Consider the following 26,112-nt stretch of genomic DNA (forward strand, 5'->3'; position numbering starts at 1 on the left):
GTTCGGACCAAAACCGCCGAGGGCTACTTCGCGAGGACCTCGGCGATGGCGTCGATGCCGGTGTCCAGCTCGTCGCGCGTGATCGTCAGCGGCGGAGCGATGCGCAGCGTCGTGTCCTGCGTTTCCTTGCACAGCACGCCCTTGGCCATCAGCGCCTCGCTGGCCTCACGACCAGCGGGGCCGCCGGGCGCGATCTCCACGCCCGCCCACAGGCCCCGGCCGCGCACCTGCGCCACCCCGTTGCCGATCATGTCGCCGAGGCGCGCGTGCAGATGAGCGCCCAGGTCGCGGGAGCGCTCCTGGAACTCGCCGGTGCTCAGCAGGCGGATCACCGCGCGGCCCACGGCCGCCGCCAGCGGGTTCCCGCCGAAGGTCGAGCCGTGCTGACCGGGCTGCAGCACGCCGATGACGTCGTCGCGACCGACCACCGCCGAGACCGGCAGGATGCCGCCGCCGAGCGCCTTGCCCAGCGTGTAGAGATCGGCGCGGACGCCGTCGTGGGCGCTGGCCAGCAGCTCACCGGTGCGGGCGAGGCCGGACTGGATCTCGTCGCAGATGAGGAGGGCGCCGTGCTCGTCGCACAGCCGCCGCAGCCGGGGCAGGTAGTCGGCGGGCGGCACGACCACGCCTGCCTCGCCCTGGATGGGCTCGACCAGCACCGCCGCGGTCCGCTCGCTGATCGCGGCCTCGACGGAGGCGGCGTCGCCGTAGTCGGTGACCGCGAATCCCGGGGTGTAGGGGCCGAACTCGGCGCGCGCGTCCGGGTCGGTGGAGAAGGAGACGATGGTCGTGGTGCGGCCGTGGAAGTTGGAGCCGGCCACGATGATCTCGGCCTGGTTCTCCGGCACGCCCTTGACCTGGTAGGCCCACTTGCGGGCGATCTTGATCGCCGACTCGACCGCTTCGGCGCCGGAGTTCATCGGCAGCACCCGGTCGGTGCCGGTGAGCTCGGCGAGCTCGCGGCAGAACGGTCCCAGCTGGTCGTGGTGGAACGCGCGGCTGGTCAGCGTCAGCTTGCCGAGCTGCTCGGTGGCGGCGGCGACCAGCTCGGGGTGCCGGTGCCCGAAGTTCAGGGCCGAGTAGCCGGCGAGGAAGTCCAGGTAGCGCCGTCCGTCCACATCGGTCATCCAGGCGCCGTCGGCCTCGGCGATCACGACCGGGAGCGGGTGGTAGTTGTGCGCGCTGTAGCGCTCGTCGAGCGCCAGGAACTCTCCGGCGCGGGACTCGGTGTCGAGGTGGTGGGCGGTAGCCATGAGCACAAGGCTATGTCGACGGTCCAGTGGATTTCAGTCGTCAAGCCTTGCTTGTTGCGTCGCTTCGTTGCGCATATTCGAGTGAATGCGAACCTTCGTTGTGCTATCGCACGCTCAGAGCATGCGTGAGTCGTAGCGCCCGCGCGCGTACTGCTCCAGGGCGCCGCGCAGCCGCCGGGCCTCCTGCCGCCGGGAGAGGAAGCCGCCGGTCGCGCCGACCGGGTAGATCCTCGCGCCGCCGTGGTAGCGCCGCACCCGGTGCCACATCGAGGAGCGCGGGGCGGACCCGTCGGTCAGCCAGACCGCCAGGGACGTCGTCTTGCCCCTGCCGACCACGCCCACCCGGGAGACCTGCTGCCACGGGATCTCACGGGTGAGGCCCATCCGGTGGACCACGACTCCGTCGGAGTTGACCTTCAACCGCAGGCTCGGCGCCAGCATCCGGCAGCACGACCAGATCGCGCCGACCAGCAGCAGCAGGGACCCGAGCCGGAAGATCGCCAGCCGGTCCGGGTTGATGGACACGGTCCCGTTGTAGAACGGGATGTCCATGCGGTCGGAGAGGTAGAACACCGCGACCAGCAGCAGGGCGAAGATCGCGGTCCACATCGCCGCGGCCACCCGGCCCCGGGTGCGGAACTCCGGCCCCGGCCCGTCCCGTCGCACGCGGGGTGCGCGCTGCTGCTGCGACTGCGTCGGGCGCTTCTGCGGCGGGGAGGGCACGATCTTGTCCCGCATCCGCGGTGCGGGCGCGGCGGCCGGTTGCTCGGGCGCGGCGACCGGAGGCGCCTGGGTGTAGGCCTGGGTGACCGGCTTGGGCGCTGCGTGCGGTGCCGCGGGAACCGGCTGCGGCGGGGGAGCGTCCGGGGCGTGCACCGTGCGCTGCAGCTCGGTCGAGTGCTGGGCGATCACCGCGGTGATCGTCGGCGGCAGCCAGCTGCTGCCCTGCGGGCTGGTCTCACCGATCCGGTCCAGCATCTGCGCCGGGGTCGGGCGGGCGGCGGGGTCCTTGTTCAGGCATTCGGCCAGCAGCGGCCGCAGTCCTTCCGGCACCTTCTCCAGTTCGGGTTCGGCGTGCGCGACCTTGTACAGCAGGGAGGCGGTGCTCTCCTCGCCGAACGGTCCGCAGCCGGCGGCGGCGAACACCAGCACCGCGCCGAGGGAGAACACGTCGCTGGGTGGACCCACTTCGCTGCCGAGCGTCTGCTCGGGCGAGAAGAACCCGGGGGTGCCCAGGAAGATGCCGGTCGCGGTCAGCGAGTGGCCGGTCATCGCCCGGGAGATCCCGAAGTCGATGACGCGCGGGCCGTCGGGGCCCAGCAGGACGTTGGCCGGTTTGAGGTCGCGGTGCACCAGCTCGACCTTGTGGATGGCCACCAGCGCCTCGGCCAGTCCGGCGCCCAGGCTGCGCACGGTGGGCTCGGGCAGCGGGCCGTGGTCGGCGACGGCCTGGTGCAGCGTCGGGCCGGGCACGTACTCGGTGGCCAGCCAGGGCTGTTCGGCGTCCGGGTCGGCGTTGACGACGGCGGCGGTCCAGAACCCGCCGACCGCGTGGGCCGCGTCGGCCTCGCGCCGGAAACGCTCCCTGAACTCCGGGTCCTCGGCGAGGTCGGCGCGGATGACCTTGACGGCGACCACGCGGCCACCGCGCGAGCGGCCGAGGTAGACCCCGCCCATCGCGCCTCGGCCCAGACGTGCCAGCAGCCGGTAGTCGCCGACCCTGGTCGGATCGCTGGCCAGCAACGGCTGCACGGCGTCCTCGCCCCCTAGATCATCGGTGGTCGCGTGTGCGCTGTCCCGACTGAGAGCTTACGTAACCTCCGCTTCCACGTCCGGTCGTCGCTCCAATTCGCGTCGGCGAGTCCGATCGGTAATCGGTTACTTGGCTTCGTTCCAGACCTTTCAACAAGACCAGCGCTGTGGGTATGATCCGGCGCACCGTGACCTGGAGCACGCTCGCAGCGGATCGAGGGAGGCACGCCGTGACAGTCAGCGGACTACGCCCGGCGGTGGCGCTGCGCGGCGTCGGCAAGCGGTTCCCCGGGGTGGTGGCCGTCGACGGGGTCACCCTGGAGGTCGCACCGGGCGAAGTGCACGTCTTCGCAGGTGAGAACGGTGCGGGCAAGTCGACGCTGATGAAGATGATCGCTGAGATCGAGCAGCCCAGCAGCGGTCACATCGAACTGGACGGAGCGCGGGTCACTTACCAGGGGCCCGGTTCGGCGCGGCGGCTCGGCGTCTCCATGGTGCACCAGGAGTTCGCCCTCGCCCCGGACCTGTCGGTCGCCGAGAACCTCTTCATCGGGCACGAACCCGGCCGGGGCGGCTGGATCTCCCGCAACGCCGAGCGCCGGGCCGCGCGCGAACTGCTCGCCCGCGTCGGCCTGGACGTCGACCCCGGTCGTCGGGTGTCGCTGCTGTCCACAGCGGAGCAGCAGCGCGTCGAGCTCGCCAAAGCCCTGGCGGTGCAGGCGAAAGTGCTCATCCTCGACGAGCCGACCGCGAGCCTGACCGAGCGCGAGGCCGAGGAGCTGTTCGGCATCGTCCGCGAACTCACCGCCCAGGGCATCGCGGTGCTCTACATCTCGCACCGGCTGGACGAGATCTTCGAGATCGGCGACCGGGTCACCGTGATGCGCGACGGTGCCGTCGTGGACACCAGCCCGGTCGACGGCTTGGACGAGGCGCGGCTGGTGCAGCTGATGGTGGGCCGCGACGTCTCCAACCTCTACCCGCGCACCCACCAGCCGCCCGGCGAGGTGCGGTTGAAGGTCGACGGGCTCACCCGGGGCGAGCAGGTCCGCGACGTGTCGTTCGAGGTCCGGGCGGGGGAGATCGTCGGGCTGGCCGGTCTGGTCGGCGCCGGGCGAACGGAACTCGCCCGCGCGGTCTTCGGCGCCGAACCGCCCGAGCGCGGAACGATCACAATGGACGGTCGCAGGCTGCGCATCCGCGGCCCGGCCGACGCCATCGCCGCCGGGATCGGCTACCTCACCGAGAGCCGCAAGACCGACGGCCTGGCGATGCAGCTGGGCGTGGACAAGAACATCACGATGGCCAAGCTCCCGATGCTGCGCTACGGGCTCATCGACCTGCAGGGTGAACGGCGCATCGCCGAGCGCCAGCGCGATTCGCTGCGCATCCGCGTCCCGCGCGTGGGGCGGCAGGCGCAAACCCTCTCCGGCGGCAACCAGCAGAAGGTGGTGCTGGCGCGCTGGCTGGAGACCGGGGCCGACGTGCTGTTCTTCGACGAGCCGGGCCGGGGCATGGACGTCGGGGCCAAGTCGGAGATGTTCCAACAGCTGGATTCCCTTGCGGGGCAGGGGAAAGCGGTCGTGCTGATCTCCAGTTACCTGCCGGAGCTGCTGAACATGTGCGACCGGATCCTGGTGATGCGCGGTGGCCGGATCACCGGCGAGGTCCAGCGGGCCGAGTTCTCCGAAGAACGCGTCGTCGCACTCGCGACCGGAGCGAAGGGCAACCATGACTGAGCGGACCAAGGCACCGTCCAATGGGGACCGCGGCCTGCTGGGCGGGCTGAGCGAGCGGCTTTCCGGCGCGGTCTCCCAGGTCGCGGCGGCCGGTGCGCTGATCGTCGTGTTCATCCTGCTGTCGATCGTCGCGCCGTCGTTCCTCACCGCCGACAACCTGTTCAACCTCGGGTCGCAGACCTCGGTGAACGCGGTGATGGCGGTGGGCGTGACGCTGGTGATCATCACCGGCGGGATCGACCTGTCGGTGGGCTCGGTGGCCGCGCTCTCCGGTGTGATCGGCGTGCTGCTGATGGCCGACTACGGGTTCAACCCGCTGCTGGGCGTCGTCGGCGGGCTCGTCGTCGGTGCGCTGGCGGGTCTGGTCAACGGCCTGCTGGTGTCGGTGGTGGGACTGCCGCCGTTCATCGCCACGCTGGGCATGCTCAGCGTGGGGCGGGGTTTGGTGCTGATCGCCACCGGTGCGGTCGCGGTGTTCGGCGCGCCGGACTCGTTCCGGCTGCTCGGGCAGGGCGTCATCGGGATCCTGCCGATCCCGGTGCTGCTGATCATCGTGGTGGCCTTGCTCGGGTACGTGGTGCTCACCCGCACCCGGCTCGGCCGCTACGCGTACGTGATGGGTTCCAACATGGAGGCCGCGCGGCTGTCCGGTGTCCCGGTCAAGCGCTACATCACCTCGGTGTACGTGCTCTCCGGTGCGTTGGCGGGGCTCGGCGGCATGATCGCGGCGTCGCGGATCAACTCCGGCCAGCCGAACTTCGGCGAGGGCCTGGAGCTGGACGTGATCGCGGCGGTCGTCATCGGCGGCGCCAGCCTCTTCGGCGGGCGCGGCACCGTGCTCGGTTCGCTGATCGGGGCCTTCCTGGTCGCGGTCATCCGCAACGGCGCGGTGCAGCTCAACATCGGCACCTTCTACCAGAACGTGCTGATCGGCGTGATCATCTGGCTGGCCGTCTGGTGGGACTACTACCAGCGCCGCAAGCTCGGCGGCGACGTCGGATAGCCACTTCCGCTAGGAGCAAGGGAGCTCTTCGATGAAGAAGGTTCTGACGGCAACGTGCGTGATGCTGACGCTGGCGGCCACCGGTTGCAGCGTCGGCGTGCGCGAGCAGACCGGCGGCGGCCAGCAGGCCGGTGGCCCGATCAAGATCGCGGTGGTGCCCAAGGCGATCGGCTTCGACTTCTGGGAGAAGGTCCGCGTCGGCGCCGAGTGCGCCGGGTCCAAGCAGCAGGACGTCGAGCTGCAGTGGGACGGCGTGAGCGCCGAGAGCGACGTCAGCGGCCAGCAGAGCCTGCTGCAGGACATGCTCGCCCAGGGCAACGTCAAGGGCCTGGTCTACGCGGCCACCGATGCCAAGGCGCTGTCGGACGTCACCAAGACCGCGCAGGGCCAGGGCACCACGGTGGTCAACATGGACTCCGGCACCACCCCGCAGCCGCCGGACGTGCCGGTGTTCGCCACCAACAACGTCGCCGCGGCCGAGCAGGGCACCGACGAGCTGGCGCGCCAGCTGGGCGGGAAGGGCAAGGTCGCCTTCATCGAGTTCCAGGCCGGCACCAGCACCAACGAGACCCGCGGGCAGGGCTTCAAGAACGGACTGGCCAAGAACCCCGGGTTGCAGCTGGTGGCGCAGCAGTCCAGCGACAGCGACTACAACAAGGCGTTGCAGGTCACCCAGGACATCCTGACGGCCAACCCGGACCTCAACGGCATCTACGCGGCCAACGAGCCGAGCGTGCTGGGCGCGGCCGAGGCGGTTCGGCAGTCCGGCAAGACCGGGCAGGTCAAGATCATCGGCTGGGACACCTCGGAGGGGCAGATCCAGTCGCTGCGGGACGGGGTGATCACCGGTCTGATCGCCCAGAACCCGTTCAAGATGGGCTACGCGGCGGTCAACACCGCGGTCGCCAAGATCCGGGGCACGGGCGAGCAGGCCCCGAGCACCGACACCGGCGCCACCCTCATCACCAAGGAGAACCTGGACTCGCCCGAGATCCAGAAGATCCTCAACCCCTCCTGCGAGAACCCGCCCCAGTGACGTGATCGAAGCGGTGGACCGCTCCTGAGAACCCCGGTGCTCGCGGTGCGATCGCCGGTGTTCTCGCAGTTCAGGTCGCAGTTGCCGAGGTGCTACGAGCAGCAGGTGACGTCTGCGGCCGGGGAGTCGGACTTGACGGTGCAGACCTCCCAGGGCTCCCGGCCCGGTCCGTGGACCCAGACCTCGTCCTGCACGGCGTAGCAGCAGTCGGTGTCGTTCTCGACCTCGGTGAACAGGCCGAGCTCCGCCAGGCGGGCGGTGGCCTGCTCGACGGTGGCGGTGTCGTCGACCTCGACGCCGAGGTGGTCCGATGCGGTCGAGGCGTCCGACGTGGTCATCACGATGGGATGCGGTGACGCCTGCCCGGTGTTCTCGGGCAAGCGCTACCTGGATTGGGAACTCGCGGATCCGGCCGGCCGGGGAGTGGACGCGGTGCGCGAGATTCGCGACGACATCGACCGCCGTGTGGGTGTGCTGCTCACCGAACTGATTGCGAGCGAGTGACGTCCGGTAGCCGGTGCGGTACCCATCGGGCGGTTTAGCGCCGCACCGGCACCCGGAAGTGGGACGAAAGGCTTCCACCTGCGGATTCGCCCCTCCTGTGCTGTCGTGGCCGGACGGTGTTGTGTGAATCGGGTTCACAACGCCGGGCGTCACGACCGGGGGGTTGCGTGTTCGGCAGGAAACCGGCTTCTCACCCATCGCGCCCGGGCGCGATGGGGGTGGCCGCTGCCGCGCTGTCTGTCCTGCTCCTCGCGTGCGGGCCTTCGGCCGTGGCCACGCTGCAAGACCAGCAACGCGTCTTAGAGATCCGCGCGAAGCCCACCGGAGCTCCTGCCGCCGCCACCGCTTCGGTCGACCAGCAGGCGGCCGCGCAGCGGAACCCCTTGGGCGTCGCGATCCTGGACCGCGCGACCGGCGAAGTCGCCTACGGCAGCGCGGCGAAGCAACCGATGTACTCCGCGTCGCTGTCGAAGGTCATCGTGGCCGTCGAACTGCTCGAACGCCACCGGGTCACCCCGCAGGACCGGTTAGTCATGCGACGGGCCCTCGGTCCCAGCGACGACCAGGCCATGAACGCCCTGTGGGACCGCTACGGCGGGTCCTCGCTGATCACCGCCGCCGCGAACCGGTTGATGCTCCAGCAGACCCGCCCACCGGACGACCCCGGCCGCTGGGGCGACACCGTCACGTCGGCCCGCGACATCGCCGCCGTCTACCACCACCTGCTCGCCCACATGCCGGCCGCGGACCGCGACTTCGTCCTCGACGCGCTGCACGCGGCCCCGAGTCGCGCGGCGGACGGCGTCAACCAGAAGTTCGGGCTGATGGCGATGGACGCGCAGGCGGTGAAGTCCGGCTGGATGTGCTGCCAGGAGGGCAAGGTCTGGGTGCACAGCGCGGGCGTCGTCGACCCCGACCGCCGCTACGTCGTCGCTCTGCTCAGCGCCCAGCCCAGCTCGGTCGGCTACGGCAAGGCCGTCAACGACATCACCGAAGCCTCCCGAACTGCGGTCACCCGGCTTCCCTGACCGGTGCCCGATGCGTGATCAGCCCGACGGCCAGCAGCAGCGCCATCAGCACGCCGAGCAGCAGCACCGTCGAGGAGACGCCGAGGGTGTGCGCCAGCAGCGCGGTGCCCAGCAGCAGCACCGAACCGATCACCGAGATCAGCGTCGAATGCCCGCCCGCGTCGGTGAACCTGGTGTGCAGCAGCCCGGTCAGCAGCAGGTACACCGCCAGCGGCACGGCCACGGTCAGCGCGGCGGAGACCTCGCCGATGTGCGCCTTGTGCGCGTCGGCGTCGATGGCCACCTCCAGGCCGGCGCCGACCGCCGCGACCGCGGCGAACACGAAGATGTGGCTGTACCCCCAGGTCAGGGAGCTGCGGAGGTTCTCGCGGAGGTGCTGGACGGGGGAGTGCTTGAAGTAGAACCACCACATCACGAAGATCATCAGCAGGCCGCCGACACCGATCTCCAGCAATCCGGCCGACCACCCGCCGTCGGCGACGTCCTCCTGCATCGCGGCGGTCACCGCCAGCACGACCTCGCCGAGCACGATGATCGTGAACAGGCCGTAGCGCTCGGCGATGTGGTGGGGGTGCCACGTGGTCGGCGCGTGGCGCTCGGCGAAGGCGGGCACCGCCAGCTCCGCCGCGACCAGCAGCAGGAAACCGATCTCGCTGTAGGGGTGCGGCAGCAGCAGGCGCAGCAGCCAACCGACCTGAACCACCGCGATGCCACCGGCGTAGCGCAGCGAGCAGGACCGCCCCTCGGGGTGCTCGGCGGCGGCGCGCAACCACTGCGCGATCATCGCCACCCGCATCACCACGTAGCCGAGGGTGACGATCAGGAAGTCGTAGTCGTGGAACGCTGCGGGCACCCCGGCGGCCAGCACCAGCACACCGCCCATCTGCAGCAGCGTCAGCAGCCGGTAGGGCGCGTCGTCGGTGTCGTAGGCCGAGGCGAACCAGGTGAAGTTCATCCACGCCCACCAGATGGCGAAGAAGACCATCATGTAGCCGGTCGACACGGGTGCGAAGTGCCCTTCGCTGAGCCCGTGGTGCAGCTGAACGGCGGCCTGGCCGACGGCGGCCACGAAGCACAGGTCGAACAGCAGCTCGAGCGGTGTCGCCGCGCGGTGCTCCTCTTCCGGATCGCGCGAGACCATCCGACGTCGCAGCGGCGGCATCTGCTTGCTCATGGTGGCGGATTATTGCAGTCGGCCGCGCAGGCCCCCGTTAGCGCTGCTCGTGGCGTTGCACGACCGAAATGATCGTCCACTGTGCATGACCGGAGCGCATGCGCCCGGACACGCTCAGTGGGGTAGCCTCGACGTCGCACAGGGGGTCAGGGTCGGACAGTCGGGGGACGACCGGGAGCCGGGTTCGCACGCGGACCCGGCTCTCTGCGCGCTCAGGTGTGCCCTCGCGCACTGTTGATCGGTGCCGTTCGGCGGTTTTTGGCATGATCCGAGCCGGATAGCGTCGCGTAGCGGCAGTGCGGCCGGGAGCGGAAGGGAACTGTGTGGTGACCAAGATCGAACGCCTGGGAGTCGTCGGTGGCGGGCAGATGGGCGGGGGCATCGCCGAGGTCGGCGCCCGCGCGGGTCTGGACGTGATCGTTCGCGAGATCGACGACGACGCGGCTCGGGCGGCTCGCTCTCGGCTGTGGAAGTCGCTCAACCGCGCGGTCCAGAAGGGCAAGCTGACCGAGGCCGAGCGCGACGCGACCCAGGAGCGCCTGCACTTCACCACCACCCTCACCGACCTCGACGACCGCGACATGGTGATCGAGGCGATCGCCGAGGACGAGGGCCTCAAGCTCAAGCTGTTCGAGGAGCTCGACGAGCTGCTCACCGACCCGGAGGCGATCCTGGCCTCCAACACCTCGTCCATCCCGATCGCCAAGCTCGCCGGCGCCACCAAGCGTCCCGACAAGGTCATCGGCGTGCACTTCTTCAACCCGGTTCCGGTGCTCAACCTGGTCGAGCTGGTTCCGTCGCTGCTCACCAGCGAGGACACCGTCGAGCGCGCCCGCGGTTTCGCCACCGAGCAGCTGGGCAAGGAGACCATCCGCGCCGAGGACCGCTCCGGGTTCATCGTCAACGCGCTGCTGGTGCCCTACCTGCTCTCGGCGATCCGCATGTTCGAGGCCGGGCACGCCAGCGCCGAGGACATCGACAACGGCATGGTCCAGGGCTGCGCCCACCCGATGGGTCCGCTGCTGCTGGCGGACATGGTCGGCCTGGACACCGTCAAGGCCATCGCCGACTCGATGTACCAGGAGTACGCCGAGCCCACCTACGCCGCTCCACCGCTGCTCAAGCGGATGGTCGACGCGGGCATCAAGGGCAAGAAGACCGGCAAGGGCTTCTACACGTACGAATGACCGCTGTGGTCACGGCGGTGCAGGTTGACTTCCACACTCGGAACAGCGGCTACCGCCGGAACTTCTCCTCGCCGATGGTGCCGCGCAGGGCGTCGACCGCGTGGTCGCGGTGCTCGGCGAGCAGGTGGACGAGGTCATCGGCGCGGCGGTTCTCCGCCGCGCCGATGATGGCCTCGTGCTCGCGACGGACGCGGGCCCGGTTGGTTCCGGAGTTGTAGTAGACGGCGCGGTAGGCGTCGGTGGCGTCCCAGAGCGTGCGCACCACGCGCAGCAGCCGCGGCATCCCGGAAGGTTCCAGCAGCGCGAAGTGGAAGCGGCGGTTGGCCGCGATCATCGCCACCAGATCGCCGTCCTCGGCCGCCTTCTCCACGTCCCGGCCCGCGTCGGTGATGCGCGTCAGATCGGCGTCGGTGAGCCGTTCGGTTGCCACCCTCGCCGCCTCGGATTCCAGCAGCTCCCGCATCCGGTAGACCTCCAGCAGGTCCGCCAGCGACAGCTCGGCCACCGAGTAGCCCCGGTGCGGCTGGTAGACGACCTGCCCTTCGGCCTCGAGCGTTTTCAACGCCTCGCGCAGCGGCACGCGGCTGACGCCCAGGCCTGCCGCGATCGTGTCCTGGCGGATCGGCTGGCCTGGCGAGAGCTCTCCCGACACGATGGATCTGCGCAGCTCATCGAGGACGAATGCCTGAGTGGTCGGCGGTCTGCGCATCGGAGTCTCCTGCGTCGGGTGCGGACACGCGGGCGCTCGGAACGGCTTGACCGCGCATCGATCAACTGTATATTGGATCCAAATTTCCGGACGCGCAAGAACGTCGTTGCGCGCGCCGTCGGAAGGGTGGGGTCATGGAAGCGCTGCCGTTGGACGGCGTCGTCGTCGCGGACTTCAGCCGGGTGCTGGCCGGCCCGTACGCCACGATGCTGCTGGCCGACCTCGGAGCCACCGTGATCAAGGTGGAGCGCCCCGGCACGGGGGACGACACGCGGTCCTGGGGGCCGCCCTGGACCGAGAACAGCTCCTCCTACTTCGAATCCGTCAACCGCGGCAAGCGCAGCGTGCGCCTCGACCTCTCCCAGGACGAGGGCCGGGCCGCCGCGCGCGAGCTGGTCCGGCGGGCCGACGTGCTGGTCGAGAACTTCAAGGTGGGTTCGCTGGCGCAGTACGGCTTGGACTTCGAGTCCGCGCACGAGCTCAACCCAGGGCTGATCTACACCTCGATCTCCGGCTTCGGCTCCCAGGAGGGCGCCGAGCTGCCCGGCTACGACTTCGTGGTGCAGGCGCTGGGCGGCCTGATGAGCATCACCGGTGAGTCCGACCGGCCCCCGGTGAAGGTCGGCGTCGCCGTGGTCGACGTGCTCACCGGCAAGGACGCCGCGCTGGGCATCATGGCCGCGCTGCGCCACCGGGAGATGACCGGCCGGGGCCAGCACGTCGAGGTCAACCTGATGTCCAGCCTGCTGGGTTCGCTGGCCAACCAGATGTCGAGCCTGCTGACCACCGGCATCGCGCCGCAGCGGATGGGCAACCAGCACCCGAGCATCGCCCCCTACGAGACGCTGCGCTGCGAGGACGCCTTCCTCGCCGTGGCGGTCGGCAACGACGCGCAGTTCCGCAAGCTCAGCGAGGCGCTGGGCATGGTGTCCTTGGCCGACGACCCGAAGTTCGCCACCAACGCCCAGCGGGTCGCCCATCGCGAGGAGATGGTGAGCAGGCTGGAGAACGTGCTGGGCGCGCGCCCGGCCGCCGACTGGCAGCAGCGGCTGCAGGGCGTGGGCATCGCGTGCGGGCAGGTCAACGACCTGTCCGGGGCGGTGCACTACGCCGAGTCGCTGGGATTGCGGCCGATGGTCGATCCAGGCGGGGGCGCCGCGATGCAGGTGCGGATGCCCATCGACTTCTCCGGGCACGGCAGCGCCGAGGCGACCGCGCCACCGCTGCTCGGTGAGCACGACAAGGAGGTCCTCGCGTGGTTGGAGGGCCCCGAACAACAGCTTCCCCCGATCTCGTCCAGGAGGGACCCGCAATGAGCGCCGGTGGAAACCGCCCGAAGTTCGACCCGCACGACCCGTTGGGCATCGACGCTGAATTCACCCCGGAACAGCTGGCGATCCGCGACAGCGTGCGCGCCCTGTGCCGCGACCACGTGCAGCCGCACGTCGCCGAGTGGTACGAGAACGGCGAGTTCCCGCAGGCCCGTGAACTGGCCAGGGAGCTGGGCAAGCTCGGCGTGCTGGGCATGCACCTGGAGGGCTACGGCTGCGCCGGTCTGTCCGCTGTGGACTACGGGATCGCCTGCGAGGAGCTGGAGGCCTGCGACTCCGGACTGCGCTCGCTGGTGTCGGTGCAGGGATCGCTGGCGATGTACGCGATCTGGCGCTGGGGCTCGGAGGAGCACAAGCAGCGATGGCTTCCGCTGATGGCGGCCGGCGAGGCGATCGGGTGCTTCGGCCTGACCGAGCCCGACCACGGCTCGGACCCGTCGTCGATGCGCACCGCCGCTCGCCGCGACGGGTCCGACTGGGTGCTCAACGGCCGCAAGATGTGGATCACCAACGGCAGCATCGCTTCGGTGGCGGTCGTGTGGGCGCAGACCGACGAGGGCGTGCGCGGCTTCGTGGTGCCCACCGACACGCCGGGATTCTCGGCTCCGGAGATCAAGCGCAAGCTCTCGCTGCGCGCGTCGGTGACCGCCGAGCTGGTGCTCGACGACGTCCGGCTGCCGGCCGATGCCGTGCTGCCCGAGGTCACCGGCCTGCGCGGACCGCTGTCCTGCCTCAACGAGGCCCGCTTCGGCATCGTGTGGGGTTCGGTGGGAGCCGGGCGCAGCTGCCTGGAAGCGGCGCTGGACTACGCCACGAGCAGGGAGCAGTTCGGACGCCCGATCGGCGGTTTCCAGCTCACCCAGTCCAAGCTGGCGGACATGGCCGTGCGGGTGCAGAACGGCAGGCTGCTGGCGCTGCACCTGGGCAAGCGCAAGGATGCCGGGCAGTTGAGCCCGCAGCAGGTCAGCTTCGGCAAGCTGGACAACGTCCGGGGCGCGCTGGAGGTCGCCCGCACCGCGCGGACGATCCTGGGTGCCAACGGGATCTCGCTGGAGTACCCGGTGATCCGGCACATGACGAATCTGGAGTCGGTGCTGACCTACGAGGGCACCAGCGAGATGCACGCGCTGACCATCGGCCAGGCGCTGACCGGGATCCCGGCCTTCCGGGGATGACGGGTTCGTCACCTTAGCCTTGCTAAGGATCGTTCGGCGTCGGAGGCTGGCAGGACCTGGGACGAAAGGGTCTTGATGTCAGCCGTGGCGGTCGAACAGCGCAGCGTCGGAATACCGCGAGTGCTCTCGTCGGTGGCCGCGGTGGTGACCGTCGGGGTGTTCCCGGTGTTCCTGGTCGGCGGGCTGGGCGTGCAGTTGCAGCAGGACCTGCGCTTCGGCGCGGCGCTGCTGGGCGTGGGCGCGGCCGGGTTCTTCGGCGTGGCGTCGGTGTCCTCGCGCGGCATGGGCTGGGTGGTCGAGCGCATCGGCGCCCGGCTCGGCATGCGCATCGGCGTCCTCGGCAGCTCGCTGTGCCTGTTCGGCCTGTCGGCCGCACCGAACGCGGTCTGGCTGATGGGACTGCTGTGGCTGGCCGGGCTGCCCAACTCGCTGGCGCAACCGGCCTCGAACCTGCTGATCGCACAAGGCATTCCGGCGAACCACCGGGGCATGGGATTCGGCGTGAAGCAGTCGTCGATCCCGGCCGCCACGCTCCTGGCGGGCGTGGCGGTGCCCGCCATCGCGCTCACGGTCGGCTGGCGCTGGGTGTTCCTGATCGGCGGCGTGATCGGACTGGTCGCGGCCGTGTCGGTGCCGAAGCTGCCGCAGGCCGAGCGGTCCCAGGTCACCCGCCCGGGTTCGGCCGGCACCGACGGGAAGTTCACGGCGCTGCTGCTGATCGCGATCGCCGGCGGCTTGGCTTCGGCGGCGGCCAACGCGCTGGGAGCCTTCGTCACCACCACCGCCGTCGAGGTGGGCTTCAGCCCGTGGGCCGCCGGGCTGGTGCTGTCGCTGGGCTCGGCCGTGGGGCTGACGATCCGGCTGGCCGCCGGTGTGACCGCCGACCGGAAGAACCCCAACCTGATCCGCGTCATCACGGTGATGCTGCTGATCGGTTCGCTGGGTTTCGGCCTGATGGCGGTGGATTCGCCACCGGTGTTCCTCATCGGCGTGGCCATCGGTTTCGGCGCGGGCTGGGCGTGGCCGGGTCTGCTGAACTTCGCCGTCGCCAAGATCGCCCCGGACCGGGTGGCCAGTGCGACCTCCTTCACCCAGACCGGCATCTACTTCGGCGGCAGCCTCGGCCCGCTCCTGTTCGGACTCATCGCCGAGCACGCAGGCCTCACCGGCGCTTGGATCGCCGCGGGGGCCTGCGCCATCACCGCCGCGATCCTGCTGATGTTCGTCCGGCGCTGACCGGCCCGTCACTTGCGCGCGAGGCCGCCGAACATCAGGCGGTACGGGGTCGGGGTCCGCGTGCCCGGGTCCGGACGCCAGTCGCTCAGGTAGCTCGCGCCGGGAGGGACCGGCGTGAAGTCACCGAAGAAGGACTCGATGCGGTCGGCGTCGCGCGGGAAGAGCGGGTCCGAGGTCTCCGCGTAGTGCTCGGTGAGCGTGCGGGCCGCAGTCGGGTCATGGCTGCCGGTGACGTGCGAGACCAGCAGGTGGCTTCCGGGGGCGAGCCGGGCCCGGTACTCGGCCACCAGGTCGTCCGGGTCATCGGAGTCCGGGAGGAAGTGCAGCACCGAGGACATCAGCAGGCCGACCGGCTCGTCCACGTTCAGCAGCGCTCGGACCTCGGCGGACTCCAGCACCGACCGAGGATCGCGCATGTCGGCGTGGGTGATGGCGGCGTTGATCTCGGCCGCGAGCAGCGGCTTGCTGTGCGCGACCGTCAGCGGCTCGTTGTCCACGTAGACGACCCGGAAGTGGCGGGTGCGCCGACGCGCCACCTCGTGCACGTGACCGATGGTGGGGATGCCCGAGCCCAGGTCGAGGAACTGCCGGACACCGTGCGCGAGCAGGTACTCCACCGCTCGGCGCAGGAACGCGCGGGTCTCCTGGTAGGTGCCGGTGATGCCGGGCAGGGCAGTGCCGATGCGCTCCACCATGGCGCGTTCGACTCCGAAGTTGTGGCAGCCTCCGAGGAACGCGTCGTACATCCTGGCGGCGGCGGGACGCCCGATGTCCATCTCCCGGACAGCCGCTTTGCGCGTGTCGACCATGCTCGTCCTCTCCCTCTCCACCGAAATCGTACAGTAGTCGTCACGTAACCCTTCGTGTTCAACATCGATCGGGCATGCGGATCGGCGTGCCCTTGTGATGGTCGGTCGTGCATATGACGATGTGGCTGCTGCGCCATTCACAGCGAATCCCGACAACGCGGTCCCAGGAGGTAGTCGTGTCCGACGTGCAGGCGGTGGTCTCGGCCGGCAAGGGCAGGCCGGTCGAGGTGGTGACGATCAAGGTGCCGGACCCGGGGCCTGGCGAGGCGGTTGTTCGCGTCCAGGCGTGCGGGGTCTGTCACACCGACCTGCACTACCGCGAGGGCGGCATCAGCGACGACTACCCGTTCCTGCTCGGCCACGAAGCCGCCGGTGTCGTGGAGCAGGTCGGCGAGGGCGTCACCGACGTCGAGCCCGGTGACTTCGTGGTGCTCAACTGGCGCGCGGTGTGCGGGGTCTGCCGGGCCTGCAAGCGCGGTCGTCCGCAGTACTGCTTCGACACCCACAACGCCTCCCAGCCGATGACGCTGACCGACGGCACGCCGCTGTCCCCGGCGCTGGGGATCGGCGCTTTCGCGGAGAAGACGCTGGTGCACGCCGGTCAGTGCACGAAGGTCGATCCCGCGGCGCGGGCCGCGGTGGCCGGACTGCTGGGATGCGGTGTGATGGCGGGCATCGGCGCGGCGGTCAACACCGGCCAGGCCGGACCGGGCGACAGCGTGGCCGTCATCGGTTGCGGCGGTGTCGGCGACGGTGCCGTGGCCGGAGCCGCGATGGCCGGTGCGCGGCGCATCATCGCAGTGGACACCGACCCCGAGAAGCTGAGCTGGGCCGAGGGCTTCGGCGCCACGCACACGATCAACGCCGCCGAGCAGGACAGCGTCGAGGCGATCCGGGAGCTCACCGGCGGTTTCGGCGCCGACGTGGTGATCGACGCGGTCGGCAGGGTCGAGACCTTCAAGCAGGCCTTCTACGCGCGCGACCTGGCCGGAACCGTGGTCCTGGTGGGCGTTCCGACGCCTGACATGACGCTGGACCTGCCGCTGCTGGACGTCTTCGGCCGGGGCGGCGCGATCAAGTCCTCCTGGTACGGCGACTGCCTGCCGGAACGCGACTTCCCGATGCTCATCGAGCTGTACCAGCAGGGCAGGTTGCCGTTGGAGAAGTTCGTGACCGAGGAGATCGCCCTCGGCGACGTCGAGCAGGCATTCGACAAGATGCACCGCGGAGAAGTCCTCCGCTCCGTGGTGACCTTCTAAGAGCCCGTTGCTGGACTCGTTTCGCGTGCCGGTGCGGGTGTGCCTCGCGGTCACGCCGCTCGCACCCGGTCCAGAAACACCTTCTGAAACCCCGAATCCTGGTGGTGAAAATGACCTTGCGAATGGACCACGCGGTCACGTCCGGAACCTTCTCGCTGGACGGCCAGACGTTCGAAGTGGACAACAACGCCTGGGTCGTCGGCGACGACTCCGAGTGCGTGGTGCTGGACGCGCCGCACGACGTGGGCGCGATCCAGAAGCTGATCGGTGATCGGAAGGTGCGCGCCGTGCTGTGCACGCACGCTCACGACGACCACGTGCGCCGGGCGCCGGAACTGGCCGACGCGGTCGGCGCCCCGATCCACTTGCACCCGGACGACCTGGTGCTGTGGAACATGACCCACCCCGACCGCGAGCCCGACCGGCAGCTGGCCGACGGCGAGGTGATCGAGGTCGGCGGCGGTGAGCTGCACGTGCTGCACACGCCGGGCCACGCGCCAGGAGCGGTGTGCTTCTACGCGCCGGCCGAAGGCGCGGTGTTCACCGGGGACACGTTGTTCGCCGGTGGGCCGGGTGCGACCGGGCGCTCCTACTCGGACTTCGGCGTGATCACCGCTTCGATCCGGGACCGGTTGCTGCCGCTGCCGCCGGAGACCCAGGTCCATCCTGGACACGGAGAGTCGACGACCATCGGCGATGTTCGTCCGCAATTCGACGAATGGGTGGCGCGCGGCCACTGATCAGTCCTCGGTTCGACACGGAGCGTTCTACACTCCCACTTTCGACGGATGAGGTGGGGTCGAACGGCGGGCAAGATCTTGGGCCCGTCGTTCGGCGTGCCGGTGCGACGGGAGCGGCGTGCCGCGGATGCCGGAACCCCCGACTCCGGTGTTCGCGGCGCGTGGTGCCGCCGGGGCCGGACTCGGCTCCGTGAGCCCCGTTGCAGACAGGCAGGTGCGATGGATCAGGTCGTCGGCAGGCTGGTGTTGTCCCGTTCGAAGTCGGGGTTCTGGCAGTGGGCGCTGACCCATCGCGTGACGCTCGGCGACGTCGCGTTCGTGCTCGCCGCGTCGGTGCTCTACGCCTTCGACGCCGCGCTGGCCGACCACCCGCCGTGGATGCCGTGGTGGGTGCCGATGGCCATCGGCGGCCCGGCCGGTCTGCTGCTGCCGCTGCGCCGCCGGGCTCCGTGGGCGGTGCTGTTCGTGCTGGTCGCGACGGCGTCCGGGCTGAGCGCCTTCCAGCTGAGCATCGGTGCGCTGAACCTGGTCATCCAGGTCGCGCTGTACTCGGTCTGCGTGCGCAGCACGCCGTCGATGATGGTGGCCGCCGCAGGGCTGGCGATGTTCTACCCGGTCGTCGATGCGATCGCCTACGAGATGAGCCCGCTGATGGGCGCGTTGCGGGTCATCGGGGCCGTGGTGAACCTGGTGATCGTCGTCGGCCTGGCCTACGCGGTGCAGATCGGTCGCAGGCGCGCTGATCAGCTCGAACGCACGCTGGCGCTGCTGGACGAGGCTCGTGATCAGCTGGCCGCCGACGCCGCCTCGATCGAACGCGCGCGAATAGCGCGGGAGTTCCACGACATCGTCTCGCACAACCTGTCGGTGGTGGCGCTGCGCGCGGGTGTCGCGCGGGCGGTGATCGACCGCGATCCCGACCACGCCAGGCAGACGCTCCAGGAGTTGGAGAGCAGTTCGCGGGGTGCGCTGGGGGAGATGCGGGACATGCTCAGCGCGCTCCGCGAGCGCGACGTGACCGGCAAGGAAACCGTCGACTGGCAGCCCACGCCCACCTTGGACGGCCTCGACGCCCTGGTGGACTCGGTCCGCGGCGGGCAGGTGACCTGGAAGCTCGACCGGCGCGGTCCGGTCCGCGAGCTCGGGCAGGCCGTGGAGATGACGGCGTACCGCATCGCCCAGGAGGCGATGACCAACGTGCTCAAGCACGCCGGAGCCGGCCGAGCGCGGGTTCTGGTGGAGTACGCCCCCACCACGGTGCGCATCGAAGTCACCAACGAGCTCAGCGCGCTGGACGACCAGAAGCAGCGGGCTGCGCACCAACAGTCGGGTCACGGATTGATCGGCCTGCGGGAACGCGTTGCGCTGCTGGGTGGAACTTTGACAGCACATCCCGTCATGAACGGTTTTCGTCTTGAGGCCGTGTTACCGTGCCCGGAAAATTCGGACCTGGCCTGAGCCGAAATGTCAGGCCGCCAGGACCTAGGAGGCTCGGTGGGAACTGCGGAGACGACCGTCCTGGTTGCCGATGACCAAGCGATGATCCGCGCGGGGCTGGTCGCGCTGCTGTCCAACGAGCCGGGACTGCGCGTTCTGGCCGAGGCTTCCGACGGTGACTCGGCGGTGGCCGCGGTGCGCCGGAGACGTCCGGACGTGGTGCTGCTGGACGTGCGGATGCCCGGCAAGGACGGCATCGCCGCAGCTCAGGAGATCCTCGCGGAGACCGATGGCGCGACATCGGTGATCATGCTGACCGTGCACGACCTCGACGAGTACGTCTACGGCGCGCTGCGCGCCGGGGCCAGCGGATTCCTGCTCAAGGACGCCAGTCCGGAGGAGCTCGTCAAGGCCGTGCACACGGTCGCGGCGGGAGAGGCGCTGCTGGCGCCCCGGGTGACCAAGCGGCTGCTCCAGCGCTTCGCCGCGCTGGGCGTGCGCGACGCCCGCAGCGAGCTGTCCGTGCTCACCGAGCGCGAGGTGGACGTGCTGCTGGAGGTCGCGCGCGGCGGCTCCAACGCCGAGATCGCCCGCAACCTCGGCCTGGCCGAGCTGACCGTGAAATCGCACCTGTACCACGTGATGCAGAAGCTGCAGATCTCCTCGCGGACGCAGCTGGTGATCCTCGCCTACGAGACGGGCCTGGTCTGCCCGGGGCAGGACAACGCCCGCCCGCCGCGCCAGGTCACGGCCTGACGCCCTGCCGAACCCGTGCGGCGAGACGTGTCTAATGGGGTCATGCACGGCTCGGAACAGCACGAACTCAAGGTCGGACTCGTCGGCTACGGCTCAGGTGGAGCGATCTTCCACGCGCCGTTGATCGCCGCCAACCCGCGGCTGCGGCTCGACGCGGTCGTCACCTCCAACTCGGATCGGCAGGCGCAGGTGCGCGCCGACCACCCGGGCACCGAGCCGGTGGCCGGCATGGACGCGCTGTTCGCCCGCGAGCCCGACCTGGTGGTCATCACGACGCCGAACCGCACGCACGTCGAGCTCGCCAAGGCCGCGCTGGACGCCGGAGTCCCGGTGGTGGTGGACAAGCCCTTCACGCCGACCGCGCAGGAGGGACGCGAGCTCATCGAGCACGCCCGCGACCGGGGATTGCTGCTGACGGTGTTCCAGAACCGCCGCTGGGACAGCGACATCCTCACCGTGCGCAAGGTGCTGGCCGGCGGCGAGCTGGGGCGGGTGCACCGCTTCGAGTCCCGCTTCGACCGCTGGGCGCCGCAGCCGAAGCCCACCTGGCGCGACTCCGGCGGCGCCGAGGACGTCGCGGGTCTGCTCTACGACCTGGGCAGTCATCTCATCGACCAGTCGTTGCAGCTGTTCGGCCCGGTCACCTCGGTCTACGCCGAGATCGACCGCCGCAGGCCGGGCGTGCGCGCCGACGACGATTCGTTCGTCTCGTTGACCCACGCCAACGGCGTCCGCTCGCACCTGTGGATGAGCAAGCTCGCGGCGGTCTCCGGCCCGCGCCTGCGCGTGCTCGGCGACCAGGGCACGTTCACCAAGCACGGCACCGACCCGCAGGAAGCCGACCTCCGCGCGGGCAAGCGGCCCGTGGACGAGACCTGGGGCCGCGAGCCCGAGGACATCTGGGGCGAGCTCGGCAACGGCGAGACCGCGCGGAAGGTCCCGAGCGAGCCCGGCGCCTACCAGGCGTTCTACGACGAGGTCGTCGAAGCCCTCACGGTCCACGGCCCGGCCCCGGTGGACCCCGCCGACGCGGTCACGGCCCTGGACATCATCGCCGCGGCCCAGCGCTCCGCGGAGAACCAGACGGTCGAACGCCTCCTCTGACGTGCACCACCCCGGCGTTGCGCGGCCTCCGCGTGACGCCGGCGGCCGTGCCCCAGGACGGTTTTGGTCCGAACCGACCCGTGATCGAGTCCGTTTTGCCCGGTCGGTTCGGACCACAACCGCCAGTGCCCAACGTTCCCCGCCGCTCCCCTGCGCAGGTCTGACGACCTGGCGCCGTTACGCCGAGTTGCGCCTGCGCTGTGGGGCACCAGGCTGGGTGAGTGGTCGACGTTCGGGGGTCGGGGATGAGCAGTGATGCGCAGGTGTCCGAGGCGGGGTGGACGATGACCCCAGCGGTGAGCGAGCACCTGGAGCCGCAGGAGCTGGACGGGCTGCAGCTGTGGTGGCGCGCGGCCAACTTCCTGTCGGCGGGCCAGATCTACCTGATGGACAACCCGCTGCTGCGCGAACCGCTGCGCCCCGAGCACATCAAGCCGCGGCTGCTCGGGCACTGGGGGACCACGCCCGGTCTGAACTTCATCTACGCGCACCTCAACCGGGTCATCCGGATGCGCGACCTCGCCATGATGTACGTGATCGGGCCAGGTCACGGCGGTCCGGGCCTGGTGTCGGCGGCCTGGCTGGAAGGCACCTACAGCGAGATCTACCCGGACGTCGCCCAGGACAACGACGGCCTGAAGCGGCTGGTCACCCAGTTCTCGTTCCCCGGTGGGATCCCCAGCCACGTGGCGCCCGAGACGCCGGGGTCGATCCACGAGGGCGGCGAGCTCGGCTACGCGCTCTCGCACGCGTTCGGAGCGGTGTTCGACAACCCCGACCTGATCGTTCCCTGCGTCATCGGCGACGGTGAGGCCGAGACGGGTCCGCTGGCGACCAGCTGGCACTCCAACAAGTTCCTCAACCCGGCCACCGACGGCGCGGTGCTGCCGATCCTGCACCTCAACGGCTACAAGATCGCCAGCCCGGCGGTCCTGGCCCGCATCCCCGACGACGAACTGCTCGGCATGCTGCGCGGTTTCGGCTACGAGCCCTACCTCGTCGCCGGGGACGAACCGGCACCGATGCACCACCTGTTCGCCGCGACGCTGGACCGCTGCCTCGACGAGATCTCCGCGATCCAGCGCCGATCGCGGCGGGAAGGCGTCCAGCAGAGACCTCGGTGGCCGATGATCGTGCTGCGCACCCCGAAGGGCTGGACCGGGCCCGACACCGTCGACGGCAAGTACGTGGCAGGTACCTGGCGCGCGCACCAGGTGCCGATCTCCGATCCGCGGCGCAACCCCGAGCACCTGTGGCAGCTGGAGTCCTGGTTGCGCAGCTACGAGCCCGGGGAGCTGTTCGAGTCCTCGGGAGCTCCGGTGCGCAAGATCCGCGAGCACAACCCGACCGGCGATCGCCGGATGAGCGCCAGCCCGCACGCCAACGGCGGGCACCTGCTGCGCGCTCTGCGGCTGCCGGAGTTCCGCGACTACGGGGTCGAGGTGGAGCAGCCGGGCGCGAGCTCCGGTGAGGCGACCCGCGTCCTGGGCCGGTTCCTCCGGGACGTGATGCGGCTGAATGAGAACGAGCGGAACTTCCGGGTCTTCTCGCCGGACGAGAACAACTCCAACCGGCTGGCCGCGATCCTGGCGGCGACCGCGCGCACCTGGGTCGCCGAGACCCTGTCCGGCGACGACTCGCTGGCGCGCGACGGCAGGTTGATGGAGGTGCTCTCCGAGCACACCTGCCAGGGCTGGCTGGAGGGCTACCTGCTCACCGGCAGGCACGGGTTCTTCTCCTGCTACGAGGCTTTCGCGCACATCGTGGACTCGATGGTCAACCAGCACGCCAAGTGGCTGAAGGTCACCGGGCGGCTGGCCTGGCGGCAGCCGATCGCCTCGCTGAACTACCTGCTGACCTCCCACGTGTGGCGGCAGGACCACAACGGCTTCTCCCACCAGGACCCGGGGTTCATCGACCACGTGGTGAACAAGAAGGCCGAGGTGGTGCGGGTCTACCTGCCGCCGGACACCAACACGTTGTTGTCGGTGGTCGACCACTGCCTGCGCAGCCGCGACTACATCAACGTCGTGGTGGCCGGGAAGCAGCCCGCGCCGCAGTACCTGGACATGGAGGCGGCGGTGGTGCACTGCACCAAGGGGATCGGCATCTGGGACTGGGCCTCCAGCGACGTCGACGGCGATCCCGACGTGGTGATGGGCTGCGCGGGCGACGTGCCCACGATGGAGACTCTGGCCGCGGTGGACCTGTTGCTGCGCGAGTTCCCGGACCTGCGGATCCGGGTGGTCAACGTGGTGGACCTGATGCGGCTGCAGGGCGAGCGGGAGCACCCGCACGGGCTGTCCGACGCCGAGTTCGACAGCCTGTTCACCCGGGACCGCCCGGTGATCTTCAACTTCCACGGCTACCCGTGGCTGATCCACCGGCTGACCTACCGCCGGAGCAACCACGAGAACCTGCACGTGCGCGGGTACAAGGAGGAGGGCACCACGACCACGCCGTTCGACATGTGCGTGCTCAACCAGATCGACCGGTTCAACCTGGCCATCGACGTCATCGACCGGGTTCCCCGGCTCGGGCCGCGCGCCGCCTACGCGCGGGAGGCGTTGAAGACCAAGCTGATCGAGCACCGGCACTACGTGTCCACGCACGGCGAGGACATGCCGGAGATCCGGGAGTGGTCTTGGCCGGGCCGGTGAGGGTGCTGACGGTCAACGCCGGCTCCAGCAGCCTCAAGCTCGCCCTGCTCGACGGCGACGAGCTGGTCGACGACCGGCACGTGGAGCGTTGGGGCGGTGAACCGGAGCCGATCGAGGAATTCCTCGACGAGCACGGCGCCGAGGTCATCGGACACCGGGTGGTGCACGGCGGCGATCGCATCACCGAAGCCACGCTCGTCGACGACGAGGTGCAGACCTACCTGGAATCGCTCACCGACCTCGCACCGCTGCACCAGCCGCGCGCGATCGACGGGGTCCGGGTGGCGCGGCGGATCGCGCCGCGGGTGCCCTCGGTGGTGTGCGTGGACACCGCCTTCCACGCGAGACTCCCCGCCGCCGCCGCGACCTACGCGCTGCCGCGCGAGTGGAACGAGCGGTATTCCCTGCGCCGCTACGGTTTTCACGGGCTGTCGCACGCCTACGCGGTGCGGCGCGGGGCGGAGCTGACCGGTCTGGATCCCGGGCGCGGGAAGGTGCTGAGCTGCCACCTCGGGGCCGGGGCGTCGATGGCTGCGGTGCTCAACGGCCGTTGCGTGGACACCACGATGGGCTTCACCCCGGAGGAGGGGCTGGTGATGAACACCAGGAGCGGCAGCGTCGATCCCGGTCTCATCGGCTGGCTCATCGAATCCCGGGGTCTCGCGCCGAAAGAGGTCTTCGAGACCCTGGCGCGGAGGTCCGGAGTCGCGGGGCTGGCGGGCGGGAGCGGCGACCTCCGCGACGTGCTGGACGCCCGGGAGAACGGGGACCACGACGCCGCAACGGCTTTCGACGTCTACCGGCACAGCCTGGTGCGGCACGCCGGAGCGATGCTGGCGGTGCTCGGCGGGCTGGACCTCCTGGTGTTCACCGGCGGGATCGGCGAGCACCAGCCGCCGGTGCGCGCGGCGGTGGGCTCGGCGCTGGTCTTCGCCGGGGCGGCCATCGATCCGGCGCACAACATCCACGCGACGGAGGGCGAGATCAGCGCGGCCGGTGCCGCGGCCCGCAGCGTCGTGGTGCGCGCGCGGGAGGACTTGGAGATCGCGCGGCAATCGCGCGTCGCCGTGGCGGTGCACGAGTGAAAACGATCTTCACCCGTCCGTGTCTAATTAATCCGAAAGAACATCCTCCGGTTATCGGCACGCTGTGCTGGGTCCGGTGTTTGCGCTGGAAATGCTTCTCGATTCGGCACTCTCGCGTGATTGGTGGAAACAGGCCGTTACACGTCACGGTGTGTTTTCGCGTTGACAGGGCCAAAGGGGCGACTTACGGTCTGCCCAACCGCATCACTCGAATGGGCGATGTATCAGGGAGGTCTGGGGCCGATGAGCAGGACCGAAATTTCTCGACGGCACATGCTCCGCGCCGGTGGAGCGGCGGCACTCGCGGTGCCGATCGCCGGTTTCCTCGGCGGGTGCAGCTTCACCCAGCCAGGCACAGGGCAACCGACCGGATCCACCTTGGACCGACTCAAGCAGCAGGGGTATGCGCGAATCGCGATCGCCAACGAGCCGCCCTACACCCAGATCAACCCCGACGGCAGCGTCACCGGAGCCGAGCCCGACGTGGTCGCCGCGGTCCTCAAGAGAATGGGCGTGCCTCGGATCGAAGGCATCGTCACCCCCTACGAATCGATGATCCCGGGGCTCAACGCGAGCCGGTGGGACATCATCGCCGCCGGACTGTTCATGAAGCAGTCGCGGTGCGGCCAGATCCGCTACTCCGAACCGGAAATCGTGTCCACCGAATCGTTCGCGGTGCCCGCGGGAAATCCGAAGAAGCTCACCGGAATCGCGGCCGTGAAAGCCGATCCCGCGCTGAAGATCGCGGTCCTGCCGGGCGGCTTCGAAGACGGTGCGCTCAAGACCGCCGGGGTCCCGGCCTCGCAGGTCGTCAACATTCCCGACGGCCGCAGCGGAATCGAAGCCGTGCAGGCGGGCCGAGCCGACGCGTTCTTCCTGCCGACCCTGTCGCTCAACGCGCTCAAGACCGAGGGCATCGAGATCACCGGTGCCATCACCGACGTGCAGCAGACCGGCTCGGGCGCCGGTTTCCGCCAGGCCGACGCCGACCTGGTCGCCGCCTACGACGAGCAGCTCAAGGCGCTCAAGGCCACGCCCGAGTTCGACCAGATCCTCGGCAAATGGGGCTTCTCCGGGGAGGCCGCGAGATCCGTGACCCGCGAACAGCTCTGCGCCGTCCCGGGCTGAGCCGCGA

General features: G+C 69.9%; 21 protein-coding genes and 2 pseudogenes. 17 read left to right on the forward strand and 6 right to left on the reverse strand.

Going from position 1 to position 26,112, the window contains the following annotated elements:
* Window positions 1-23 precede the first annotated feature (23 nt).
* On the reverse strand, window positions 24-1,253 hold the full coding sequence (gene rocD / locus AB0J91_RS13720; RefSeq protein ID WP_363867905.1) for an ornithine--oxo-acid transaminase: 1,230 nt from the start codon (window positions 1,251-1,253) through the stop codon (window positions 24-26).
* A gap of 114 nt (window positions 1,254-1,367) precedes the next feature.
* The gene (locus AB0J91_RS13725; protein ID WP_363867907.1) at window positions 1,368-3,005 is read right to left on the reverse strand and encodes a serine/threonine-protein kinase; all 1,638 of its coding nucleotides are present in this window, start codon (window positions 3,003-3,005) and stop codon (window positions 1,368-1,370) included.
* Window positions 3,006-3,235: 230 nt separating this feature from the next.
* On the opposite strand from AB0J91_RS13725, the gene AB0J91_RS13730 reads away from it, so the two are divergent.
* From AB0J91_RS13730 to AB0J91_RS13740, 3 genes are read left to right on the forward strand one after another with little or no spacing between them, the layout of a single operon-like run.
* On the forward strand, window positions 3,236-4,744 hold the full coding sequence (locus AB0J91_RS13730; RefSeq protein ID WP_363867910.1) for a sugar ABC transporter ATP-binding protein: 1,509 nt from the start codon (window positions 3,236-3,238) through the stop codon (window positions 4,742-4,744).
* Window positions 4,737-5,747: an ABC transporter permease gene (locus tag AB0J91_RS13735; RefSeq protein WP_363867914.1), complete on the forward strand. Its 1,011-nt coding sequence runs from the start codon at window positions 4,737-4,739 to the stop codon at window positions 5,745-5,747. The genes AB0J91_RS13730 and AB0J91_RS13735 overlap by 8 nt, the downstream gene beginning before the upstream one ends.
* Before the next feature lie 31 nt (window positions 5,748-5,778).
* Complete coding sequence (locus AB0J91_RS13740) at window positions 5,779-6,783, forward strand: substrate-binding domain-containing protein (protein WP_363790847.1); 1,005 nt, start codon at window positions 5,779-5,781, stop codon at window positions 6,781-6,783.
* A gap of 92 nt (window positions 6,784-6,875) precedes the next feature.
* Here AB0J91_RS13740 and AB0J91_RS13745 read toward each other — a convergent pair.
* Window positions 6,876-7,100 (reverse strand): annotated as a pseudogene (locus AB0J91_RS13745) (glyoxalase/bleomycin resistance/dioxygenase family protein); the annotation flags it as partial.
* On the opposite strand from AB0J91_RS13745, the pseudogene AB0J91_RS13750 reads away from it, so the two are divergent.
* Window positions 7,090-7,287 (forward strand): annotated as a pseudogene (locus tag AB0J91_RS13750) (arsenate reductase ArsC); the annotation flags it as partial. The pseudogenes AB0J91_RS13745 and AB0J91_RS13750 overlap by 11 nt on opposite strands.
* Window positions 7,288-7,556: 269 nt before the next feature.
* On the forward strand, window positions 7,557-8,315 hold the full coding sequence (locus AB0J91_RS13755) for a serine hydrolase (RefSeq protein ID WP_363867917.1): 759 nt from the start codon (window positions 7,557-7,559) through the stop codon (window positions 8,313-8,315).
* Here AB0J91_RS13755 and AB0J91_RS13760 read toward each other — a convergent pair.
* A complete protein-coding gene (locus tag AB0J91_RS13760) occupies window positions 8,299-9,489 on the reverse strand; it encodes a low temperature requirement protein A (protein WP_363790857.1) in 1,191 nt (396 codons plus the stop codon). The genes AB0J91_RS13755 and AB0J91_RS13760 overlap by 17 nt on opposite strands.
* 326 nt (window positions 9,490-9,815) lie before the next feature.
* Between AB0J91_RS13760 and AB0J91_RS13765 the strand changes: the two genes are divergently transcribed.
* Entirely contained in the window at window positions 9,816-10,676 is an 861-nt protein-coding gene (locus tag AB0J91_RS13765; protein WP_363790859.1) for a 3-hydroxybutyryl-CoA dehydrogenase, read from the forward strand.
* 49 nt (window positions 10,677-10,725) lie between these two features.
* Here AB0J91_RS13765 and AB0J91_RS13770 read toward each other — a convergent pair whose 3' ends face one another.
* Complete coding sequence (locus AB0J91_RS13770; protein ID WP_363867920.1) at window positions 10,726-11,385, reverse strand: GntR family transcriptional regulator; 660 nt, start codon at window positions 11,383-11,385, stop codon at window positions 10,726-10,728.
* A gap of 134 nt (window positions 11,386-11,519) precedes the next feature.
* Here AB0J91_RS13770 and AB0J91_RS13775 point away from each other — a divergent pair, with 134 nt between their 5' ends.
* The 3 genes from AB0J91_RS13775 to AB0J91_RS13785 all read left to right on the forward strand — a co-directional run bounded on the left by AB0J91_RS13775 (window position 11,520) and on the right by AB0J91_RS13785 (window position 15,127).
* Window positions 11,520-12,701 (forward strand): CoA transferase, encoded by a 1,182-nt coding sequence (locus AB0J91_RS13775; RefSeq protein ID WP_363867923.1) that lies wholly within the window; start codon window positions 11,520-11,522, stop codon window positions 12,699-12,701.
* Window positions 12,698-13,891 (forward strand): acyl-CoA dehydrogenase family protein, encoded by a 1,194-nt coding sequence (locus tag AB0J91_RS13780; RefSeq protein WP_132685475.1) that lies wholly within the window; start codon window positions 12,698-12,700, stop codon window positions 13,889-13,891. The genes AB0J91_RS13775 and AB0J91_RS13780 overlap by 4 nt, the downstream gene beginning before the upstream one ends.
* A gap of 75 nt (window positions 13,892-13,966) precedes the next feature.
* Entirely contained in the window at window positions 13,967-15,127 is a 1,161-nt protein-coding gene (locus AB0J91_RS13785; protein ID WP_363867926.1) for an MFS transporter, read from the forward strand.
* An 8-nt stretch (window positions 15,128-15,135) separates the two neighbouring features.
* On the opposite strand, the gene AB0J91_RS13790 is transcribed toward AB0J91_RS13785, so the two are convergent.
* The gene (locus AB0J91_RS13790; protein WP_363867929.1) at window positions 15,136-15,936 is read right to left on the reverse strand and encodes an SAM-dependent methyltransferase; all 801 of its coding nucleotides are present in this window, start codon (window positions 15,934-15,936) and stop codon (window positions 15,136-15,138) included.
* Window positions 15,937-16,055: 119 nt separating this feature from the next.
* Here AB0J91_RS13790 and AB0J91_RS13795 point away from each other — a divergent pair, with 119 nt between their 5' ends.
* From AB0J91_RS13795 to ehuB, 8 genes are all read left to right on the forward strand, one after another.
* Entirely contained in the window at window positions 16,056-17,195 is a 1,140-nt protein-coding gene (locus AB0J91_RS13795) for an S-(hydroxymethyl)mycothiol dehydrogenase (RefSeq protein WP_363868130.1), read from the forward strand.
* Window positions 17,196-17,305: 110 nt separating this feature from the next.
* Complete coding sequence (locus tag AB0J91_RS13800) at window positions 17,306-17,935, forward strand: MBL fold metallo-hydrolase (protein ID WP_363867932.1); 630 nt, start codon at window positions 17,306-17,308, stop codon at window positions 17,933-17,935.
* 219 nt (window positions 17,936-18,154) lie between these two features.
* Window positions 18,155-19,393: a histidine kinase gene (locus AB0J91_RS13805; RefSeq protein ID WP_363867934.1), complete on the forward strand. Its 1,239-nt coding sequence runs from the start codon at window positions 18,155-18,157 to the stop codon at window positions 19,391-19,393.
* Between the two features lie 36 nt (window positions 19,394-19,429).
* Window positions 19,430-20,128 carry a response regulator transcription factor gene (locus AB0J91_RS13810; protein ID WP_363867937.1) on the forward strand — a complete coding sequence of 233 codons (699 nt, stop codon included), beginning with the start codon at window positions 19,430-19,432 and terminating at the stop codon, window positions 20,126-20,128.
* A 42-nt stretch (window positions 20,129-20,170) separates the two neighbouring features.
* A complete protein-coding gene (locus AB0J91_RS13815) occupies window positions 20,171-21,232 on the forward strand; it encodes a Gfo/Idh/MocA family oxidoreductase (RefSeq protein WP_363867940.1) in 1,062 nt (353 codons plus the stop codon).
* A 284-nt stretch (window positions 21,233-21,516) separates the two neighbouring features.
* Entirely contained in the window at window positions 21,517-23,892 is a 2,376-nt protein-coding gene (locus AB0J91_RS13820) for a phosphoketolase family protein (protein WP_363868132.1), read from the forward strand.
* Window positions 23,877-24,977 (forward strand): acetate/propionate family kinase, encoded by a 1,101-nt coding sequence (locus AB0J91_RS13825; RefSeq protein WP_363867943.1) that lies wholly within the window; start codon window positions 23,877-23,879, stop codon window positions 24,975-24,977. Before AB0J91_RS13820 ends, AB0J91_RS13825 begins: the two co-directional genes overlap by 16 nt.
* A gap of 243 nt (window positions 24,978-25,220) precedes the next feature.
* Window positions 25,221-26,105, forward strand: a complete 885-nt coding sequence (ehuB, locus tag AB0J91_RS13830) for an ectoine/hydroxyectoine ABC transporter substrate-binding protein EhuB (protein ID WP_363867946.1) — start codon at window positions 25,221-25,223, stop codon at window positions 26,103-26,105.
* The last annotated feature ends 7 nt before the right edge of the window (window positions 26,106-26,112 follow it).

Source organism: Saccharopolyspora sp. NPDC049357 (assembly GCF_040677225.1).
In the GTDB taxonomy this organism is placed as follows: domain Bacteria; phylum Actinomycetota; class Actinomycetes; order Mycobacteriales; family Pseudonocardiaceae; genus Saccharopolyspora.